Origin of the sequence: Corynebacterium glucuronolyticum DSM 44120, from assembly GCF_030440595.1 — a bacterium.
GTDB classification, from domain to species: Bacteria; Actinomycetota; Actinomycetes; order Mycobacteriales; family Mycobacteriaceae; genus Corynebacterium; species Corynebacterium glucuronolyticum.
In genome coordinates this window covers 775,227-795,502 of sequence record NZ_CP047452.1, presented here as the reverse complement: position 1 = coordinate 795,502, position 20,276 = coordinate 775,227, and the positions used below count along the sequence as shown (strand labels likewise).

The 20,276-nt window shown below is 57.5% G+C and carries 24 protein-coding genes; all 24 read right to left on the bottom strand.

Translation table 11 applies throughout. The annotated features are described in order from the left end of the window. Nucleotides 1–11: 11 nt before the first annotated feature. The 24 genes from CGLUCO_RS03790 to CGLUCO_RS03675 all read right to left on the bottom strand — a co-directional run bounded on the left by CGLUCO_RS03790 (nucleotide 12) and on the right by CGLUCO_RS03675 (nucleotide 20,182). Nucleotides 12–5,543, bottom strand: coding sequence for a tape measure protein (locus tag CGLUCO_RS03790; protein ID WP_084036410.1), 5,532 nt, complete (start codon nucleotides 5,541–5,543; stop codon nucleotides 12–14). Between the two features lie 17 nt (nucleotides 5,544–5,560). Then, the gene (locus tag CGLUCO_RS03785; protein ID WP_143336889.1) at nucleotides 5,561–5,848 is read right to left on the bottom strand and encodes a hypothetical protein; all 288 of its coding nucleotides are present in this window, start codon (nucleotides 5,846–5,848) and stop codon (nucleotides 5,561–5,563) included. A 152-nt stretch (nucleotides 5,849–6,000) separates the two neighbouring features. After that, a complete protein-coding gene (locus tag CGLUCO_RS03780; RefSeq protein ID WP_084036412.1) occupies nucleotides 6,001–6,261 on the bottom strand; it encodes a hypothetical protein in 261 nt (86 codons plus the stop codon). Nucleotides 6,262–6,350: 89 nt separating this feature from the next. After that, nucleotides 6,351–6,980, bottom strand: coding sequence for a phage tail tube protein (locus CGLUCO_RS03775; protein WP_084036413.1), 630 nt, complete (start codon nucleotides 6,978–6,980; stop codon nucleotides 6,351–6,353). A 35-nt stretch (nucleotides 6,981–7,015) separates the two neighbouring features. After that, complete coding sequence (locus tag CGLUCO_RS03770) at nucleotides 7,016–7,297, bottom strand: hypothetical protein (protein WP_143336890.1); 282 nt, start codon at nucleotides 7,295–7,297, stop codon at nucleotides 7,016–7,018. A gap of 89 nt (nucleotides 7,298–7,386) precedes the next feature. Continuing rightward, nucleotides 7,387–7,659 carry a hypothetical protein gene (locus CGLUCO_RS03765; RefSeq protein WP_084036415.1) on the bottom strand — a complete coding sequence of 91 codons (273 nt, stop codon included), beginning with the start codon at nucleotides 7,657–7,659 and terminating at the stop codon, nucleotides 7,387–7,389. Then, nucleotides 7,656–7,997, bottom strand: coding sequence for a hypothetical protein (locus CGLUCO_RS03760; protein WP_084036416.1), 342 nt, complete (start codon nucleotides 7,995–7,997; stop codon nucleotides 7,656–7,658). Before CGLUCO_RS03760 ends, CGLUCO_RS03765 begins: the two co-directional genes overlap by 4 nt. Then, nucleotides 7,994–8,464, bottom strand: a complete 471-nt coding sequence (locus CGLUCO_RS03755) for a hypothetical protein (RefSeq protein ID WP_084036417.1) — start codon at nucleotides 8,462–8,464, stop codon at nucleotides 7,994–7,996. The genes CGLUCO_RS03760 and CGLUCO_RS03755 overlap by 4 nt, the downstream gene beginning before the upstream one ends. Before the next feature lie 18 nt (nucleotides 8,465–8,482). Further along, nucleotides 8,483–9,430, bottom strand: coding sequence for a phage major capsid protein (locus tag CGLUCO_RS03750; protein ID WP_084036418.1), 948 nt, complete (start codon nucleotides 9,428–9,430; stop codon nucleotides 8,483–8,485). A 29-nt stretch (nucleotides 9,431–9,459) separates the two neighbouring features. Continuing rightward, entirely contained in the window at nucleotides 9,460–9,957 is a 498-nt protein-coding gene (locus CGLUCO_RS03745; protein ID WP_084036419.1) for a hypothetical protein, read from the bottom strand. A gap of 600 nt (nucleotides 9,958–10,557) precedes the next feature. Next, nucleotides 10,558–10,800 carry a hypothetical protein gene (locus tag CGLUCO_RS03740; protein WP_084036421.1) on the bottom strand — a complete coding sequence of 81 codons (243 nt, stop codon included), beginning with the start codon at nucleotides 10,798–10,800 and terminating at the stop codon, nucleotides 10,558–10,560. Next, nucleotides 10,793–11,971, bottom strand: a complete 1,179-nt coding sequence (locus tag CGLUCO_RS03735) for a VG15 protein (protein WP_084036422.1) — start codon at nucleotides 11,969–11,971, stop codon at nucleotides 10,793–10,795. Before CGLUCO_RS03735 ends, CGLUCO_RS03740 begins: the two co-directional genes overlap by 8 nt. Then, nucleotides 11,968–13,380, bottom strand: a complete 1,413-nt coding sequence (locus CGLUCO_RS03730) for a phage portal protein (protein ID WP_232621877.1) — start codon at nucleotides 13,378–13,380, stop codon at nucleotides 11,968–11,970. Before CGLUCO_RS03730 ends, CGLUCO_RS03735 begins: the two co-directional genes overlap by 4 nt. After that, complete coding sequence (locus tag CGLUCO_RS03725) at nucleotides 13,377–14,771, bottom strand: terminase TerL endonuclease subunit (protein ID WP_232621878.1); 1,395 nt, start codon at nucleotides 14,769–14,771, stop codon at nucleotides 13,377–13,379. The genes CGLUCO_RS03730 and CGLUCO_RS03725 overlap by 4 nt, the downstream gene beginning before the upstream one ends. Before the next feature lie 49 nt (nucleotides 14,772–14,820). Next, complete coding sequence (locus tag CGLUCO_RS03720; RefSeq protein ID WP_143336892.1) at nucleotides 14,821–15,093, bottom strand: hypothetical protein; 273 nt, start codon at nucleotides 15,091–15,093, stop codon at nucleotides 14,821–14,823. 620 nt (nucleotides 15,094–15,713) lie between these two features. Then, nucleotides 15,714–15,968, bottom strand: a complete 255-nt coding sequence (locus CGLUCO_RS03715; RefSeq protein WP_143336894.1) for a hypothetical protein — start codon at nucleotides 15,966–15,968, stop codon at nucleotides 15,714–15,716. 163 nt (nucleotides 15,969–16,131) lie between these two features. After that, nucleotides 16,132–17,502: a hypothetical protein gene (locus tag CGLUCO_RS03710; RefSeq protein WP_198481435.1), complete on the bottom strand. Its 1,371-nt coding sequence runs from the start codon at nucleotides 17,500–17,502 to the stop codon at nucleotides 16,132–16,134. A 434-nt stretch (nucleotides 17,503–17,936) separates the two neighbouring features. Continuing rightward, nucleotides 17,937–18,629: a hypothetical protein gene (locus CGLUCO_RS03705; RefSeq protein ID WP_084036978.1), complete on the bottom strand. Its 693-nt coding sequence runs from the start codon at nucleotides 18,627–18,629 to the stop codon at nucleotides 17,937–17,939. After that, nucleotides 18,613–18,774, bottom strand: a complete 162-nt coding sequence (locus CGLUCO_RS03700; protein WP_159447606.1) for a hypothetical protein — start codon at nucleotides 18,772–18,774, stop codon at nucleotides 18,613–18,615. Before CGLUCO_RS03700 ends, CGLUCO_RS03705 begins: the two co-directional genes overlap by 17 nt. Continuing rightward, a complete protein-coding gene (locus CGLUCO_RS03695) occupies nucleotides 18,758–19,078 on the bottom strand; it encodes a hypothetical protein (protein ID WP_301387086.1) in 321 nt (106 codons plus the stop codon). The genes CGLUCO_RS03700 and CGLUCO_RS03695 overlap by 17 nt, the downstream gene beginning before the upstream one ends. After that, nucleotides 19,071–19,307 (bottom strand): hypothetical protein, encoded by a 237-nt coding sequence (locus CGLUCO_RS03690; protein ID WP_084036976.1) that lies wholly within the window; start codon nucleotides 19,305–19,307, stop codon nucleotides 19,071–19,073. Before CGLUCO_RS03690 ends, CGLUCO_RS03695 begins: the two co-directional genes overlap by 8 nt. Next, nucleotides 19,300–19,866, bottom strand: coding sequence for a hypothetical protein (locus tag CGLUCO_RS03685; protein ID WP_084036974.1), 567 nt, complete (start codon nucleotides 19,864–19,866; stop codon nucleotides 19,300–19,302). The genes CGLUCO_RS03690 and CGLUCO_RS03685 overlap by 8 nt, the downstream gene beginning before the upstream one ends. Further along, entirely contained in the window at nucleotides 19,863–20,009 is a 147-nt protein-coding gene (locus CGLUCO_RS03680; protein WP_159447605.1) for a hypothetical protein, read from the bottom strand. Before CGLUCO_RS03680 ends, CGLUCO_RS03685 begins: the two co-directional genes overlap by 4 nt. A gap of 41 nt (nucleotides 20,010–20,050) precedes the next feature. Then, a complete protein-coding gene (locus tag CGLUCO_RS03675; RefSeq protein ID WP_260322432.1) occupies nucleotides 20,051–20,182 on the bottom strand; it encodes a hypothetical protein in 132 nt (43 codons plus the stop codon). Between the last annotated feature and the right edge of the window lie 94 nt (nucleotides 20,183–20,276).

The following is a 20,276-nucleotide window of genomic DNA, read 5'->3' as shown; positions in this document are numbered from 1 at the left end:
CTAATTCCTTCCTATCGCAACAGTGCTGCCACCTGAGCACCAGACGGGCGAGGATTCTCCAACCGCTCCACACGAACCCCCAACTCTGTCAACGCAGCCTCCAGCTGATCACCAGAGAACCGGTCACCCTGTATCTGGACAACCTTGGCCGGTTCCCGCGCCATCGTCTTCAACTCCGTGGCGGCATCCGCCTGGAACTTCGCCAAATCAGCCAGCGACTTACGAATGTTCTCATCACCTGTGCGCCAATACTCAGCCCACGTCTTATGGGAATCCTGTTCACGCTTCAGGCCCTCAATTTCCGTCTCCAGCGGGTTGAGCTGCTCACGGTGCTTGAGCTCAGCCATAGACTTCTTGATCTTCGCCCGGTATGTGTCATTCTGCGCCTTAATGTCGATAAGGGAGTTCTCGAACTCCATCTCATCCAGGGCGCGTGCCGCGTCCCCAATCGACGAGTTCTTCACCATCGACTCCACCGAGCCACCCATGCCGAAGAAGCCCATCGCACCGGCCTTAGAGACCATGCGCCGGGTTTCGGCCACAAGGTTCGGGTCGAGCTTCTGGAACTCCTTACTAGCCTCCAGCTGCTTAAGCTGCGCGTTAATCTGCTCGATTCGGCGCTGATTCTCCGGCATCGTCGTAAACCACGCCACCGGATTCATCCATGTTTTTGCCGAGGCCTGGTCAGCTGTGAGCTTCGCCTTCTCAGACACAAGCTCCGCATAGCGTTGCCCCACTGTGGCGCCAACCTGATCCACACCAAACGCCTTCCCGGAGGCAACCGCCAGCTTCTTAGACGCAACCTGCAGGTTTGCGGTCACATCCTGTAAATCCAGCGCAGCCATCGTGTGCTTATAGGTGGCCTCCAGCGTCGCTTGCTGCGCTTTCTTCTCTACCAGCTGTTGGCCCACCTGGGCTGCCAACAGGTCAGAGTACAGGGCGTGGGATTTATCGGACCAGGCTGCCATCTGATCCAAAGCGTCCTTGTTCCCCGCCGCCAGGCCCCCTCGGAACCTGTCATAGGCCAGGGACAAATCCGTGTAATTAGCGGCGGCCAGTCGCATGTCTGCCCGGCGCTGCGCATCAAACGCAGCCTGCACCTCAGCTATCGTTTTCGCACCATCAAGATGGGCCTGCACACTGTCGAACTGTGCAATCCGCACACCGCGAACAGCAGCCGCCAACTGCACCTGGGCTAATGCTTGGTCGATAATGAGCCCGGTAACATTCTGCCTAAGTTCTGCAACAGCTTTCGCCACCTCACCCATGGCCTTGTACCCATCGGCAATGACACCCCAGGCCTTGCTCATCGCGCCAATGGTGTCGGTGACCTTGCCGGACACCCATTCGATCGCCTTCATGACAGACTCGGCGATCTGCAGAATCATCTCCACCTGGGCCTGCCCGGTCTTCTGTGCCGCCAGCTTAGCCGCACCGAGAGCCTTTGCCCGGTCGTCCTCAGCCTCAGACACGGCCTTCTGGGCAGCGATGAGATTATCAGAGGACTTCTCGCCACTCTTGCTCATCTCATCGGCGGCATCCTTACGAATTCGCGCCAGTTTCTTTTCAGCCTTAGCAACCTGGTCCGCGTTACCCGACTTGCGGGCCTTCGCCACAGCAGCCTCAGCATCCTCGATACGGCGCATCGTTTTCTTCGATGCCTCCGGTGTCTCGCCCAGCATTTTCGCGTATTCTTCGCGGGTCTCCGCCAGGTTCTTCTCCGCTTGTGTGACAGCATCGGCTGCATCAACTTGACCGATGGCCGCGTCCTCCATGGATTCGAAGCCCTCAGTGATACCGCCGAAGGTCTTGTTGATGCCGTCCACACCAAAGATGGAGCCGACGCGGTCAGCGAGCTTCACAGAGTCGGTTGCGTCGAGACCGGCGAAGTATTCTCGCATGGAGGTTCCGGCTGCCATGTCACGCACCTGGTCGCCGATGAACGCAAGCTTGGTGGTGACCTTTTCCGCCAGCTGCTCGCCGATGAGCGACGCCAACGCGCCGTAGCCATCATCGTCGCCTTGCACGGCGGAAATGAGCTCGTCTTGCAAAGACACGTAGTCCACGGCCACAAGCTTGTTCATCGCCTGTGCTAGACCCGGTGCGGCCGTGGCCAGCATATCCATGGCGCGGGCGAATTGTGGCGAGGTTTTCGCCATCTGCATCATCGCGTTGGTGGCTTCAGCAGGCCAAATGATCTCAGGCTTGCCAAGGTTCATTGCCAGGCCACCGGTCGGCAAGATGCCGCCGGTGTCGTACACGCGTGCCTTTTGCAGGTACTTCCGCAGTGCGGCGTCACGGTGTGCCTTCTTCTCCCACTCCGATGCCAGCGCTGACGCCGTGCCCCAGTCAATGCTCCGCTTCGATTTTGTTGCCCCACCGGAGACGGTCATACCGTCCACACTGGTGGACTCCACCGAATCAAACGAGGAACTGCCAGTCAGTCCGGTCCAGTAGCGGTTCGGGAACTGGGCATGGCGGGCACCCGCAGCACGGCCACCAATCTGACCATTACCACGACTGCCACCCATCTCCACATCGGTGCCCTGCCCATTCTGGTCGTACAGGGTGCCAGCGGTGTGGCCACCGTAGGGGCCACCATTAAAAAATCCGACCTCAAACGCATTCTTGCCGGGGGAGGTGCCACGCTTGAAGCCCATCTGGGACAGGACTGCGCCCTCATTCATGGTGGCGAACTTCCTGCCAGCAAGCGCCATCCCGGTGACGAAGGCAGCAATACCACTCATGGCACCAGAGCAGTCACCCCAGTTCGCAAGCAGCCCACCACCCCACACGTAGGGGGCACCCTCCAGAGAGCGTGGCGCTTTCTTCCCGTTAACAGAACCGCCACGAATAAACTTCATGACGTCATCGAACCCAACAACACCGCCATCGGCGTAGCCGGGCAGACCGAAATCACCCTTCTTGCCGAGGACCACACCGCTGTTGATTGCGGCCAAAAGGGGCAGGTTCTTCCTTGTGGCGTCACGGTTGACGATGAACTCGCCAGGCTCCACCCTGGCTACCGGCTGCTTCTTCTCCGTCGACCAGCCAAGAATCGGATCCCGTTGAGAGCGTGGCACACCTGGTACGGAGGGGAGAACCCCTCCACGAGCAAATGCCGGGATAATCCCGCCGAACTGTAAGCCTGGTACGAAGCGTTCCAGGGAATCCGGCACAACAGCACGGATCGCGTCGGCAATGTGGCCACCCATGGCACGGATACCATCACCCAGACCACGGATAATGGACTTGCCAGCATCCAAAAGCCAGTTTCCAGCATTGGCAAAAGCGGAGCGAATCTTTCCCGGGATCTGTTTGAATCCGTCAACGAGAGTATTCAACCGGCCCTTAATTGCCTCAATCGCGTTGTGAATTGCCACCTTGAACATGGTGAAGGCGACCTTCATGCCCTCTGTGTCACCGGAGAACACTGCACGAACCACACTGAACGCAGCCTTAAACGGTTCGAAAACCACCATATTGATGAAGTCCCACGCATTCTGAAACGCCTGCTTCACCATCTCCCACGCCAAAGACAAGCCGTTAGCCACGTTATCCCACGCGGTCTGCACCGCAGACACACTTGTCTCCCACAAGGAGAAAAACCCAGCCTTGAGCGCTTCCCACCCAGTGGCGAACACGGACTGAATGGAATCCCACGCGCTCGACAACGCGCCAGTCAGCTCACCCCACTTGGTTGAAACACCATCAACAGCAGCGCTCCACCCGGATGAAATCGACTCACCAAGACCTGAGAAAAACTGCTTGACCTCCTCCACCCTTTCCCCAATGGAGAAAAAAGTTTCCTGCATTTTTGCCCATCCATCAGAGAAAAATTGCTTAATCCCCTCCCAACACTGGCCCAAAAACTCAGTGAAGCTAGCCCACATCTGCCGGCCGGTCTCCGTCTTTGTGAAAAAGGCCCACAAAGCAGCACCCACAGCCACAACAGCAGTGGTCACCCACGCAATGGGGCCAAGGCCAACAAACCATGCGGCCGCCATCTTCGCAGCGCCAAGCATTGCCTGAGCGCCAGCCTTAATCCAGCCGGCACCCACAGCCGCGATAGACGCTACAAGAGACAAGCCCGCCTTACCCTTAGCGATAATCCATGCCGCGGCCATCTTCGCAGCGCCAAGCATCGCCTGAGCGCCAGCCTTAATCCAGCCAGCACCCGTCTTCCACAGGTTGAGCACCATGACAGCCCCGGCGCGCACGGCCTGCACCTGGGTTGATACCCATGCTGCGACCTGTTGGGCTGCGGACACGGTGGCTGCGATCCCGGCACGAGTCCACTGTGCTGCCAATGCCATCATGATGGGCACCACGACGGGTGAGATGGCGGCAGCTGCGATAAGGATGCGGTTTTTGTTGTCTTCTACCCAGCCGGCGAGATCGCCCATGATGGTGGGGATGTTTTGGACGAAACCAATGAAGTCCTTCGTGCCGTTGATTGCTGCTTCGAGGGCGTCGGTCATCATAGGGATCGCGGTTTCGGCGGCAGTTGTTAGACCATTAACAAACGTTTCAATATAAGGCTTGAGCTGGTTGAACGCCTCAGCAAGTCCGCCAGAGAGTGCGGCCTGGAGGTTACCAATCATGCCCTCGAATGTGGAGGTTGATTCTGCGGCCTCCACGGCAACCGGTTCCGAGCCGATCTTCATGACGGCATCGTTGAATTCGTCGGCGGTGATCTCGCCCTTTTGCATGGCGTCGCGGAAGTTTCCGGTGTAGGCGCCGGCCTCCTCCAAGGCTTTCTGCAACCGACCAGACGCACCGGGGATGGCGTCGGAAAGCTGGTTCCAGTTTTCGGTGGTGAGCTTGCCTTGGCCTGCGGTCTGGGACATGACCATGCCAACAGACTTGAACGTTTCCGCGTTACCACCGGCGACAGCGTTCAAGTTCCCGGCTGCTTCCGCCAGTCCGGTGTAGTCCTGGATGCCGTTAGCGGCGAGCTGCGCGGTCATGTTTTGAATGTCCGCGAGCTCGTAGACGGTCTGGTCGGCGTAGGTCTGTGCCGCACTTGTTGCCTTGTCAATGGCACCAGTGTCCAGGCCGGCGAAGTTGAGGGTCTGTTTGAACTTATCCGTCGCATCCGACGCGGCCACCGCTTCAGAGACCAGGTTGGACATGCCACCGGTGAGGGTCTGCACGGCCTGCATACCCACACCTGCGAGTGTCCCAAATCCTAGGCCCTTGAGAGCGCCGGTAAACCGCAACCCGAAGTTCTGCCCGGCTTTCTCAGCACCAGCACTGGCAGTCTTATCGAACTCTGTGGACACTTCCTTGCCAGCATTACTCCCGGCCCCCTTGACCGCTGCCTGCAGAGCAGTGTCGATGTCCTTGCCGAGCTCCTTACCCACCGGCTTACCGGAGCCCTTGACCCCACTAGCCAAGGTTTTATCAATGCCCGCCGAAAGATCCTTGCCAGCGGTTTCACCGAGTTTACCCATGTCCTTGAACGCGGCAGTAATGGACTTCTGCATGCCCTCCGTGCGGGGCACAATACGGATAAACGCGGTGGCCAAATCAACAGCCATGAGCACACTCCTTAAAACTATGTGGCGGAAATCGTCCACCCCAACCGGCGGGCCGTCTCCTCAACAGATGTCACCTCGGCCGTATACGCCCCCGAAGTATTGCGCTCTGCCAACTCGGCCAGGTCCTCAACCTGGTCGGCTGGAAGGTCGTGGCCGCCGTTGGCGAACCGTGACAGCAAAGGCGGCGGATCATCACCCTTACGCGCTGTCAACGCGTAGTGAATGATCGCCAACCGATCCGCCACAATGGCGAGCAAATCATCAGTCCGTGTCCACGTCTCGTCCTCGCCGAGGACTTCACGCACGAGGACGGAATCCTTACGGAGGCCTGAGATAAACGCGATCAAATCACCCCACTGATAGTCCGGGTTCCCCACCCCGAACCACCGCAGCCGTAGCCCGGCGCGGAGTAGGTCGGATTCGAGGGCGCGGCGTTTTGACGGATCATCAAGGAGCCTTAAGACTCCGTGGATTCCCCCATCTCAACACCGGAGTCCTTCTGCCACGCGGTCATGAGCTTGAGAACATCGGCCTGGGTCATTGTGTCAAAAAGGTCGAGCTGCTCCGGCTCATCCTTGAATAGGATTTCAAACGGCAGGAATAATTGTTCAAGTTCCGATTCGTTGCGCAGCTTCCGTATGATGCCGATCGGCAGATTGCCGAACTTCGGAAGGACCAGCTTCTTTTTGCCGACGGGCCAGTAGAACTTTTCAGTCATGGGAGACACCTTTCACTAGTGGGGGTAGAAAATTGGGGAGACATTGGGGGTAGGCCCTGCCGCGTCTCCCGGTACGGCAGGGCCATCTTTTAGGCGGCCTCAGACGGGGTGCCACCATGCTCGGCCGGTGCGGTACCGGCCGGGGCATCGTCAAACCAGGCGTAGAACTTCTTGCCTGCCTTATCGGCAAAGCACTCAATCTCCACCTCGTAGCGGACAACGTCATCCTTCTTAAACGTCAGGTCACTAACACTGGTGACCTGACCATCGGGGATGAAGATACGGCCGGCCTTACCTTCACCACAGTTGAGCTCACCATCAAGCGAGAAGTGGGGGAGCTCACCGGCAGAGTCGGTGATCTGGACGGAGCCCCCGGCCGCGGTGACGTTATCTTTGCCGTACACGGCCTTGAGAACGTCAGGGTTCTTGGTCTCAAGGAACGTCAGCTTCACCGTCACGTTGTGGTCGGTTTCCACAACAATGACGGTGTCCTTGTTCCAGTCCTTGATCTTCTCGGTGGAGCGGTCCACCGTCTTGGTGATGCCATCCTCCCCGATGAACCCGGCGGGTTTCAGCCCAAGCGCTGGGTTGAGCGCATCCTTGGCGTTCTTCGGGTAATTCGTGGTGTCCTTGGCCACCTCACCCAAAAGGAGACCACCGGAGGCCTTAGTGTTTGGTGCGCCAACGATCACATTGGCGCGATTACGTGCATCAGCCATAATCAATTTTTCCTTCCATGAAAAAAGCTCCCGCGTCATACGAGAGCGTGATAAACATTTCCGACGATTTGCCAGCGCGTGTGCGTCTCGGCAATGTCGGGGTCTGGGAATTCCACTGGCCCGGAGACCTCGGAATAGCCCACGATTGCTGGTACGTCGTGGTCGAGTTGGAACCGAAGGTAATCTCGACATGTTGCCACGATGTCTAGTACCTGTTCGAGCTGGGGGTGTTGCCCATAGACTTGGGCGATGATCATCACCCGGTCATGCGATGGGGAGAACGCCTGCGGCGCGGCCTGCTCCACACGCACGAACAACGGCGGAGGATGTCTTGGAACCAGCGAAAACACTGGCACCCCAACCACCCCACGAAGAGCGGAAATCACAAGCTCAAGCGCAGTAACCATCACATACTCCCAAGAATCTTCAGCAAAGTGTTGTGCTTCGCATTCGAGTTCTTCGCATGCGGCGTCGCAGGCTCCACAATCGCCGAAATGTTCGCACCCTTGCGCACCCTGTACCGCTTCGTTGATGCCGCCTGCGGATAACTATCCGCCCGGCCGCGAATCACCTCACCGGCTGCCACAGCCAGTTTCTGCCCCTCCTTGCGGAGCGCCGAGAACTGGCTCCAGTCGAACTCGATACTGTCAGTGTCGTTGAGTCGAACAGTTGACTTCATCCTGCCACCTTTCTCGCGTGAACGACGACCAGGCCGGGGTTCCACCACGGCCCGTTGCGGTAGTCTTCCGCGTTGCCTTGGACCTGCCACACACCCCCATCGGGGAGACGGATACTCGCCCCCGGCTCGAACGGGGTAGGCGTATAAACGTCGAGCTGGTCAACGGTGCGCAGCACAGACTCGCCTGTGGTTTCCTCCACCTTGGTGACAGCCCACCCCGCAACCTGCACGGGATGAAACGGCCCCGGGGTTGGACGCTCGTTCCCGAGACGGTCAGTAACGGTTTCCACCTGGGAAACCTCTACTGTGTGCGTCAACGGCACAAACCCCACGGTCACCACCACAAACCTTCACGGATCGTCTCACGACACACCTGGCACGGTGAATTGACCGACCCCACAAGATACGTGCAATCCCCGGCACACCGGTTCCTCGCCGCCGGCAACGTGTCCACTGCCCCCGGCCCACCCTTACGACTGCGGCACAGCCCCTCGAGCTCCTTAATCTCAGAGGGGAAAAACAGCGACCGGCGAGTTTGCCTATTGTCGAAGCTTGTCTGCACCGCAAACGGCCCCGCCGTCTTCGACTCACTGGTCACCCCACCGGGACCAGATTCCGCCCAACGAAGCACCGCACCACGAATGATCGCATTAGCAGCATCAGCGAACGGAAACTCCTCCTCGTCAATACACGGCGCGACCCGGCGCGCCATCGCCAACCCATCCTTAATAAGAATGCCGACGACCTTCTCATCAAGGTCGGGGTTGAACGCGAGAACATCGGAGATGGCAATCTTCACAGTCATGCGTGTCCCCTCCTACCCCTAGCTTGAAGAGCCAGCAGACGTTGTCAACTTCGGCTTGACCTCGTACTTGACGAAGGCACTAAGGTCCATGATTCCCCAACCGAAAATGACCTCGGTCATGTAGGCGATAGCGTTTCGACGCTGCAGGTCACCGTTGCCGAAGGGGTCACCGTACTCGATGCGCTTGAGTCCGATGTCGAGCGCGCGACCGAAGCGCAGGGCGTTCCAGTCACCGCCGAAGCCACGAATGTTGGTGTCCTTGGAAGCGTCGACCTGGCCGGATACCGCGCGGGATACGCGGACAGACTGGCCGGCGTAGGTTGCGACTGTGCCGCCCATCGGAATATCCGGGTTAATGCGGCGGCCTTCCTTGTCGCGGGCGTTGGCCACAAGACCAACCAGGCGTGGATCAAGGGCAAACCCCGTGAAGCCGACAGCCTTATCGCCGTCAACGACCTTGTTGTACCCCTCCCAGAGCTCGGCGTCGACCTTCGCAGCGTCATTGGAGATGGTGACCGTGTTCTTGGTCTGGGCAAGATACTCCGGATCGCCGGAGAGCTCAGCACCATCAGATGCCTGGCGACCGTGGAGTACCGCGAGGTCAATCTGGCGAGACAGCGCAGAGGAAAGCTCCGCCGCCATCAAGTCGAGAACACCCGCAGGATTCTTCTGAATCGTCTCGATCGTGAACTCCAGACCCACGACCGCCTTAATCGGCTTGATGGACTTGGCAGTCACTTCGAGTTCGGAGTCCCGCTTGCTCTTCCCCTCGCCGATGATGGACGCGGCCGGGCGCTTCGTCAGCACAGGAATCAGGTTTTCACCCAGAATCACCGGATGTGCCCTAGCCAGAGACGGCACAATCGCCTCTGCGGTGGCTTCCTTCCAGATTTCGTTAGACACACTCCGGGGAAGGAGTCCCTTGCCTCCATCACCCAGGAGGGTCTGTTCGGTAATAGTTGCCATGAGATATGGCTCCTTTCATGTTAGGGGGTTTAAATCCCGAGGATTTGCCGGGCAATCGCATCACGATCACTCACCTCGGCATTGCGACCCGCAGCATTAGACTCCGGGATTCGCTTCTTTTCGGGGGCCTGCTTTGTTGCCCACAACGTCAAGGCTTCAGCCGCCTTCGTCAAGGATTCCTCATCACCCTTATCTGGCAGGAAATCGACCGGCACCCCTGTGGATGCCGCTACCTGTGACCGCAGGGCCTGCATTTTTGCGGAGGCTTCAGCAGCCTCCAGCTCTGCGATACGTTCACGAGCTTTCTCAAGGTCCGACTTCTTCGACTCCTCAAGCTCACGCATCTTCTTCGCTAAAGGCTCCAGCTCTTTCGCCTGGTTACGGTACTTGGCTGCTTCCTTACGCAGTTTTTCCACATACGACCGGTCAAACGTGTCCTGCTGCTCCTCCGAGTTAGTGGTCTCGTCGGTGTGGTCCTGGGCCTGATCTGCAGACTCAGTGGCCGGGGTGGATTTGGAATCATCCATGGGCTATTTCCTCCTGGGAAAAACAAATGGGCATAGAAAAACCCCAACCCACCCACCAGGGGCAGTTGGGGGTCGTGCGCTCCCCGGCCTCGAACCGGGTGTGGCTACCAACAGCGCTAAAAATCACTCCTTACAAGGAAGGAGGCCAAAAAACGGGACAATACAATCACACGTTCGTACCCGGGTACAGCAAAAAGAAGCGGAACGAACTAGAGTCCACCGGGCGCCTTACACCTAAACATGCGCTTAGCAGCGAGTACTTACTACGCCTTCTAGACAAAATCGAACCACTAGAAGGTAAAGAAGTCTCCACAGAAAGGATCGTCACAATCCTTTTAGAGCAAGCATTCACCACGTACGAGATTCTTTATAACGCCGAGTTGCGACAAACGGGTCATCCCCAGTAGTAACACGATCAAGAATCTCATCAATTCGTCCCATAAGCCCACTGCTTGACGAATTATCGGCGGCGGACTTGTGGGCCGAAGCCAACTCCTCTGGTTGCGAATCATCTTTCACGATCACCATAGGAAATCTCCTCCTTCCATAACAAAGGCCGCCACCGTGGGTGGCGGCCTATAACGACCCCGAAATGCCCTGCTACTGATTCTCAAACATGCGCAACGCATCCAACATTTCAATAACCGGCCCATCAGTGTAAATGCTCTGAACGTAGTCAATGACTTCTTGAGACAAAGCATCGGAAGTGTAGGCCTCATCCAAAAGACCAGAAATAGCTGACTCGGGTTCCCCGGATTCAACAGATAATTCTGCTCCCTCACGATCAACAGAATCAGAAAGCAGCTCCGACACACGCTGATAGACTTCGAAGTCATCAATCATTTCGCATCGCCTTCTTCCTTTCATGAGAAACCGGATGAGCCGTGTTGAACTTAATTTTACCATCTGGCAATACATCGTATTGAACCATGATTAGTATGCCATCCACCTGTTTCCATACTTGACGCCGCACCGTGGTCGAATAAAAGCTATCCGGATCTTCTAGCGTATCTCGCACAGCATCGACAATCTTTTGGTCTGTCCAGTCCTTGGGGAACTTCGACGCACGCGGACGCTCTGAGTCCCACCTGTGACCCTCGGCCAGACTCTCATCATGAGGCCACCCTCGAACAGGTTTCCCCTCAGCTAAACGCTTCTTATCCCCCTCACTAAGATCCTTCCACCCATGCAACACATGGCCCGGCATCTTATCCAATGGCGGTAGCTTCTCACCAGGAAACACCCGGGACATTCCATCACCTCGGTAATGGGGAATGCGGCAGTACTGTAACCTCGGCCATTTAACATTCTGCCCCGCCTGCTGGCGGCGGGCTGTCATCACCTGCCGCCAATCATTAACCGTGACAGAATGGCCAAACTCCTTGTTAAGGGTATCGGACAAGTCCATCAAATCACGGTTAACCCGTGGCAGATCATTCTCAGTTTTTGACTCGATCGCCAAACACCTGCAATTATCGTGATACTGCTCCATCTCCTTAAAAACCGTGTCCTTGCTGTAGACAGCACCACGCGACCCCAGCATTAAACAAAACGCACACGCCCCAGGCTCCGGCACGCGGGCATACATTGTTCCAGCTTTCAGCGTTGCCAACCCAACTGTTTCACGGGCGGGTGCCGCTACTAGCCGGTTCGTAATACCCTGCAGTTTCTGCAATGCCAACGATCGAGCCGCAGTATCCTCAACGTTGTCAACCCACATTGCCGATTGGTAGGCGCCCTTGGCCTGTTCGAAGCCAACAGGGTTAGCAATCTCCGGGTATTCCAGCTCACGCAGTGTATCGTCCAAAGAGCGCTCCAAGAAAAGATAATCCGCTGCAGCGTACGCGGCCTGCTCACCGTACTGGGCAACAATCGAAGCGAACGGCTCCAACAGGAGACGCTTCTGCTCAATGAACCCTAAGCCTTCTGTTTCTTTCCACCACGCAAGCAAGTCACGCTGGGCAAGTGTGCGCAGCCCATCGAGAGACAATGCGTAGTCACTTCGGTAGGTCATTGCTCACCACCTAGGTCACGACTTGCACGTGCTGCAGAACGAGCAGCCTCATCAACCGCCACACCAGGGCTATTTCCGGCGATTCCGGCCATGATGGCTGCACGGTCAGCAGCTTGACGCTCCCGCAACTCCGTGGCCATGATGCGCTGCTCCGCCGGGGTGTACCCTAACCGGTCCCACACCACCTGCGAGTTCTGTGGCGTCACCCCCGCCTGCACCTGCTTAACCATCGCATCAGTCGTAGCCGCCACCGTCGGTGTGGCAGGATTACCCCACCTCGTACCCGACAGTCCAACCTCGCTTGCATCCACGCCTTCACGGCCCGCAACCACCAAACGGCCGACCTGTGACCAGGCACGCCCAAACGACTTCTGGCGCCGCTCAGCACGCTTCACCAAACGGGCCTCCATCGCACGAATCGCATCCGCCGAGGTTGCCTGATCACCACGAAGCCCAAAGTAATGCCCCGGCAGTCCCGCCTCCGCAGCCGCCAACTGCGCCAACCCCTCAATCTGCTGCAAAAACGGGCCAGCCGGTTGAGGTGAAAACTCACCCAACTTAGGTTCCTTCTCCAGCTCATCCACCGGCCCTGTTGTCCACACACGACCCGTGAGAATCTGCCATGGTGACATCGGGGCACCATCCGGACCCACAAAATCACTCGCATCCAACCCAATCGCATACCGTTGTGGCGCCGAGAAAAACTCCCGGTTGACATCCATCGAAATCAAGGTACGCACCGCCGCATCCGTGTAACGCCTCAGCGCCGCCGTAATATCCGACTTCCCACCGCGAGCACCTGTACGGGCACGGTTAACGAACGGCACCAACGGCACCATCCCCAAACTGTGAAACTGACGGTCCAGCACCACCCACGGGGCACCGTAGGCAGCCTCGAGAGTGACAATCTGGTCCGGTAGCCACAACTCAGCCACCGTCCGCTCATCCTTCACCTCAGTTACCGTCAACGCAGCATCCAGGCGACGAGTACGACCATTAAGAATCCCCGTCGTACTCTTCGCATCATGACCACGAATCAACAGCGGCGGCTCCCCAGCGCGACCTGCGGTCACAGACACAAAACCAATTCCGTAAATCATCGCGTCTAGATGGACCTGCGACGATTCCTCGTCGAGGGCGTTCTCATCGAAAATGTCGGTGAGTGTTTCGTCCGTGAATCCGAGGAAGTCGAGACGCTCCTCGAGAACATCCACAGCCGTGCCAGCCCAGCCACACACGGTTTGCAACATGCGCTGGATGTGCTTTGGGGTTGAGATGTTCAAAAGGTTGGCCGCGAAGGAACCGTCGTAGTAGGCTTCATGAACCTGGTTAGGCTTTTCGTGCGTCTTTAGCTGGTTTTCCAGCTTTTCCAGTAGCTTCTTCTCGTCGATAGAAAGCCCGCTTATCACCAAACCACCACCTTTCTACGCTCTCGTTTCAGTTTCACAGGCCGCTTCCGCTTGCTGTAGGTCCGGCCGGTTAAAGCCATTGTTGCCGCCACAAGTGGCGTGATGTCTGTATCTTCGTTCGAGCGGTTCCACGCCCAGGCGTCGCCGAGCTTGCGCTTACGAGCTCCGGCTGCCGCCAGATTCAGCGGAATCTGATCCACATGCCGAATCCTGTGCGTCATGACACCGTCATAAAGCTGCGCTGCTGCCCGGGCCATAATGTTGGAACCGATCTTCGATACTCGAATGCCTGCGGCTTCCAACGGGTCAATGAGCGACCCGGCGGGAGACAACACGTCGATAAGCACCGCACTTGCCTCCTGCGATTCAAGGATGGCTTTCAATCGTGGAATCACCCACTCGGTCGTGCCGCGTCGATTCTCAACGACATCCAGCCATGGAAGCCCATCCGTTGTCATGCCACACGCCGCAATAGATGCGCACGTGCGATCCGGCGAAATATCCACACCGAAGGTAACCGGCTCCCCATCATCGACGAGATTGGCATCGGCGCACGCCTGCCAATCCTCGAGTGGCAGCACGCGGGCTGTTCGCTCCTGTTCCCACAAGCCCAGGCGTTCGCGGCGGAACCCCGCTTCACTGAGTGCTGAACGCTCCGCCTGGACTGCACCCATTGTGATTCGCTTCCCGAGTGCCGGATTCGCTTGTAGCCATAGCGCTTCATCGTCCGGGTCAACCTCGGCATCCCCGGTCTCGGGCGCTGCCGACCATTCGATCCACAGCAGGGTCGGGTCAGAGCCCTCATGAGCCGTGTCATGGAGGCGTCGAAATACCTCGCCATAGGGATCGTTCGGGGCTGGCGGGGTGCCAGTGAAGATTTGCTGTGGTTCAGGCGACGAGGAGATGATCGGCAGAAGCGACTCGACCGTCTCGTCGGTAAGGTGCTGAGCCTCGTCGAATACCAAAGTGTCTCCGGAGAAGCCACGGCCGGAGTTCTTCGACCTCGAGATGAACTCGATGGAGCCACCGTTATCCAGGAAGATTGCTTCTTGGCCATTCGTTTGCCGAATGAGCCGGACGTGCGCCTTAAGCTCCTTCTTGTCGAAGTAAGCCTTGAGACGCCTGAACGCCTTCTGGTTCGTCTTAACCTCGTGGGCTGTATGGATAACCCGCCTGCCCATGAGCACCGCCTGGCCAAGCTCAATAATTTCAAGGATCGCGTTCTTGCCGTTCTGACGAGGAACCGACAACGCAACTTTGGGGGCAGCAAGCGCGCAGATTGCGGTCCTGCCCATGGCCGCCGTTACAACGCCTTCTTGCCACTCGTCTGCCTCCAGGCCGAAAGCAGCCGCTAAGTCGATGAAATCTTCACCGTCATAGTGGTCAGTCACTACCAGTGTCGGCTTCGCGATAAAGCTAGGTGTCTGCGACCCTACGACGCTACCCGGCGCGCTTGCGGCGTCGCTGTCTGAGCTCATCAAGTGCTGACCCCTCCTTTTCGACGTCGGTAAGCAGGTCTATCTTTTCGACGACATCGGCCAGCCGAGCGGAGAGGATAGCTACGTCACGTGGCTGGTCTGACTCGTCGATCTCGAGTGCTAGGCGATCACGAAGTGCCTGGTAGGTTGCGAGTGCTTCGTTCGTGGATGCGGCTTCAAAAACTGAGGCCAGGCCTCGCTTTCGTACCTGTACCCCACCAGTCCCGGGCTGCAATTCAGGGTATCGCTCGGGGTGGCGCTGAACACGTTTTTTGCATCGATCTGAGCACCACTTCGTCTGCCGGCCTCTGAGTGGAGTCCGGCAGGCGATGCAGAATCTCATTTCCGGTTCCTTTCTTGCCCTATCGTCCCTGGTAAAGGTCATTTACTCGGGGGGGTACGATGGCTATGCGGGCCCTCTCGTGACCTGCGGTTTTATAGGGGTTCCCTCCCCACCCACCCTTGTCACCACACCCTCACGTGCCGACGCTTTCGAGGTACTCGGCGGAATCCCTTAGCGCCGGCGGATTTGTTGCACCCAAGGTGCATAGGCTGCAGCGGGCCACGATTTGAACCGCCTGCTGCGACGGGAACAATGTGATCAGCCGAAGGACTCATGGGGTCAGGTGCCTTAATCGACTTGTCTATCGGCAAGCCACACCACGCACAGATGAGACCGTCACCTGCAAGCACCTTCGCCCGACGGCGACGGTAAACCGGATCAGCAGTTCTCCCCATAAAGCCTCCAATCAGGGACCTAAATCAATCCCTTCTTGTTGCTTGCGACCAGCATAGCGCATACTTCACAAAGGCATGTACAAATATACACTCCTGCCTGCAACAACACCTACTTATCTAATGCTCTATTCGATGCTTTTTAAGCAGCTTTTCCACCGGCGTCGCTTCCACCGCGTCGCGCAGCATTCGCACCGGCTCCACAAGCTCGTCGAGTGCTGTCGGTGCCCACTCGCGAGCACACAGCTCACTACGATGCCGAACCATCCACGCAGCACGAAGATCAAGCCGACGCGGAACACGAAGGGGCACGCCGAGATCATCGGCGAGACACGCCGCCCACCCAAACACCGGCGGCTCCAACGCTAGCTTCACATCCAGAGGATGCACAACCAATGGCGGACGTGAACCTGCCACGCGCACACGCGCTCCCGCATTCGACCCAGCCGCTGGAACAGTAGGCACCATCAGATCATCAAGCAAAGGCGCAAGCCTAACAACTGCCTTCAAGCAATCGACCAGAACAAAACAATCTGCCTTATCCACGATCCTTCCCTCCTCGCTTACCTCTTTTACCTCGCTTTCCTCGCCCTTTAGACTCAAACCCTTCCAATCCATGCCCGATCAGATCAGACCATGCCCGACCCGACCCGACCCGACCCGACCCGGGCAACCGACGATTGTCAGTTTGATGACCGGCGGTCGTTATTGGATATGGTTTTGATTTAGGGGTGTCGCTCTCCTCCGTTTGCGGCGCTGCTTGAGCTAGTCGCGCTTCCTCAGTGCCGTCCGGTGCTTCCTGCGTCGCGCTGTCCATCGCTGGCTGCGATGACTGCTGCGGTCGCGGCGCTGCCTGGTCGGCCGGGCCTGCTGCGGTACAAGGCTCAGCTGCTGCCTGCTCCTGGCGAAGTTCTTCTACCGATTTATGCATCCATGCTGGCTCTTCTTCTGACTGTCGTGGACCCGCTGGCTGCGGGGTCGCCTTGTGCGGCGCTGCTTGAGCTAGTCGCGCTTCCTCTGTGCCGTCCGGCGCTTCCTGCGTCGCGCTGTCCATCGCTGGCTGCGATGACTGCTGCGGTCGCGGCGCTGCCTGGTCGGCCGGGCCTGCTGCGGTACAAGGCTCAGCTGCTGCCTGCTTGTCAGATGGTTGAGCCCACGTGGGCATATCCTCTTCGGGACTGGAAAGACCTATAAGCTTCGCTTCCTTTTGCTGCTCGGTTTCAATGGATATTTCTTGTTGGCCGTTGTCAATATGGATTCCGTTGGCCACCGAATACGGGTGCGCGTTGATCCAGCGTATCGTGGAGTCGCGATACCACGGCATCTTCGGCTCCGGCAGAAGTTCGTATTTATCGGGTGACTGTTCGCGACCGGAATTACAGCCACGGCACGCGACAACCATCGTGTCAACGGTCGATCCCTCATGCTTAGTAAGACTGTCGATCGTTCCCTCACGACTGGACTTATGGTCATTGAAATTGACCGCATGGCCACACCAACGGCATTTATCCCCATCGCGTACACGAACAGGAATAGCAAATTCAGGGTTACGGTTTTCGTTCCTTCTCGTTCTTTCACGTTCAACTTCTTCCTTCGTCCTAGCATGGACGAACTCTGGATCGGACAGGTCAAGCACGATATGCCAACGGCCACTAGCGTCCTTCTCGCGCTTCGCCCACTCGGCAGCAACCATCAGATCGAGAATCTCTTTCTCCATGCCAGGCGCGACTTGGGCTAGTGCCCCCATTTCGAGGACTCCATCGAGTAGGTGTGCGGCGGAGATCGTCGCAAGGGAAACGAAGGCTGCCCAGACGGTGAGCTTCTTTTGGTGATCGAAGTCTGTGGCTTCGAGAAGCGACGCCATCTTGGGGTGCGTTGTCACGTTGTCCCCAATTCGCAGCCATGGCATTCCGATTCTCCTTGATCTGTCTATTCATCATTTGTGAGCCGTCTTCCGCAGCGCCTCGTAGCATTTTCTGCAGTACCCTGCTCGCCAGTGTCGTTTCACACCTGCGGGTGGCTTCTGCTTTGCTGTTACGAGCTTTACGCCACATCCACGACAATGCGTTGAGTATTCGAGTGGTATATCTCCTGCGACGACACCATCGATGGCAAACCCTGCCTCGGCAAGTGCGTCTCGGCGTCTTCGGCATTCATCAAGAGCGGGGCAGCGTCGGCACAATGAAGCAGCTTGCTCGAAGCGGGCGAGGCAGTCCTCGCGTTTCATTCGCCCTGGGGTTTCCCACAGGTTTGGTGTCTCCCGAAACGCAGGGCGCCGACATATCGCGCCGGTGAGTTTGAACTGGTCCTCGAATACCCGCCATGATGGCAGCTGCTTCTTGCTCACGCAATGCCACCTGTCGGCCGTGCAATCTCAAGGATGGGCCCCTGCCGTGATTCTTGGTGCGCTAGGGTGGGATTTCCCGCTTCCTTCTTTTCTTTACCTGCCTGTACGGTCAGAAGGAAGTTTTCACCTATGGCACGGGCTTTCGATACGCCAGGGCTTAATTGCTTGTAGCTGAGTCTAGCTGAGCTTTTAAGCGCGGTCAGTACCTTGGACAGAAGCGCCGCTTGTTCCTTGCAAAGAGGAAGAGCGTCCGGGTAGTCCATAGCGAGCGCACGATCTGATGCAAGGACGAGGTCTGCCACACTATCGGTGGTCATCTGCCGTCGTACAGAAATCTTCCGAATCCCCAATCCCAGACCGGTTTCATCCGTGAGTTCGATCTTGTCTTCGTAGAAGGCGATTCCTGCCATCGGGGCCTCGTCGTCAAGAGCTCGAATCGGCAGCGCTTTCACCGCCTTTGCATCTTGCACGGAGATTTCAGCAACGTCTACCTCATACGAAGTTTCCTTCATGAAATCGAGATCGACGAAAGCGACAAAGACACTCTGTGGAGACGCTGCCGCCACACCTAGCCTGCTGAGCTCCAGCTGTGGATATATCCGAATCATGTCGAACGGGTCCGATCCAGAAACAGCTAGGGCCGCGTTCAAAGCCTCTTTGAGCCTTCGGTAGTCACACGTCACCATCATGTGCATCTGTATCCTCCTTTGCTGCTAAAAGCATGAGCTGGCCTGGCGCGGAGACCATTCCTGGCGAGCGGTCGAGCCAGCCCATGATCTGCGTTTTCCTTTCTTCTGGTAGGGAGTCCCACCACTCGTCAGCGCTTGTGGCCACGGCGAGCCTCCTTCAACGCCTCCACCTGCCGGCGCACGCTTTCCGGCATTCGCGACGAGGTCGAGGACCTCTTCGCAGCCGGGCACGTTGCCGCATGCGCCAAGAAGAGGAGACTTCCTCTCTCCCGTTCAAGGGCTGCCTCCTGTGGTCCCAGGGCGACCGCGAAGCGGTCATCGAAAATGATGCTTCCCTTCGGGTCTGACGAATCCGACACCGCCATGCGCGCTCCATAACGTGTTGGCGCCCACCTGATCGGCGCGCCACAGTACTTGCAGCGGGAGAGGTTCTTCCCTCCCCTAGACATGATTGCCCTCGCTCTTGGCGACGAACTCGTTGAATTCTCGTAATTCACCGTCGCAATACCCGCGAACCATCGACTCCACGGCAGGTTCGGCCGCCTGGAGGCGGTACAAATGACGCGAGTAATTTACGCCAGCATCAGTCAGTGCAGCCACTAAGCCGACACACGCTGTGTGGGTGATCCCATGAATTCGCTCAGCGAGCTCTTCAGAGATCAACGTCTTGTCAGTCATAGTCGAATGTCCTTCCATCAATTTTCTGCAGTGTTTTTTCCGCAACGATTAGCTTCTTCAGTGCCGCCTCGTAGTCACCATCGCCGTATTTCTTTAGGCCTTCAGCCAGGCGTTTATGGGCGGTTACCACGCCAGTCGGCACATCATCGGAGATTCCGACCTCATGTCCGGCGCGCTCGAGCTCTTTCTCGAGGCCGCTATTGACCTTCTCGAACTGCGCGATTTGCTTAGCATGTTCCTGATCCAAGCCAGCTAGATCGTCTTCTAGTGCTGTTACTCGAGCCTCTGCTGCTATTGCGCGTTTGGCAGTGTTTCGGCATTGACTCTCGCGCTCTTCTAGCAGATTCGTCGCGTCAGCAAGCGCAGCCTCAAGCTCGCTGATCCGGTCCTGAACTTCGGTATCCCCACCGAGTTCAGCGATAGTGGTGGCCGTCGAGCCTGTGAAAGCGTAGACTTCACGAAGCTTCTCCGAGACGTCTACATCTCCATTTTCCAAGACAGCGAGCAATTCCATCGCAGCGATGGAGTGAGCTTCCAGCATCTTCAGTGCTTCACTCATGGCAGGTCATCCCCCACCATCGCGGTTGCTGCCTCCGAGACAGCCTCAGCGAATTCAAGGAATTCTTCTGGTCCAAGGTCAATTTCGAAAACCTTCGGCGGATGTTTGTATTTCTTCTCCCCCAGCACACGTGTGATTCGCACGCCATCACTGTGCCTGTCAACATGGGTCACAAAATTCGCACTCATAGCCACGCCACCAGAAACGCAATAGAAACCACAGCTATGGCCACACCGATGATTCCAGCAAGTGACAGCCATTCGGCGCGTTCGTCGGCACGCCTATCTTCTTCATGGCGAAAATATCTATCAGTCATTGAAAGTCTCCTTAGACGCGAGCCAGCAGCTCGCAGATGTAATAAACGAAATCGAAAATCGGGTGATCGCCTAGCCGGGTTGCCACGGCTACAA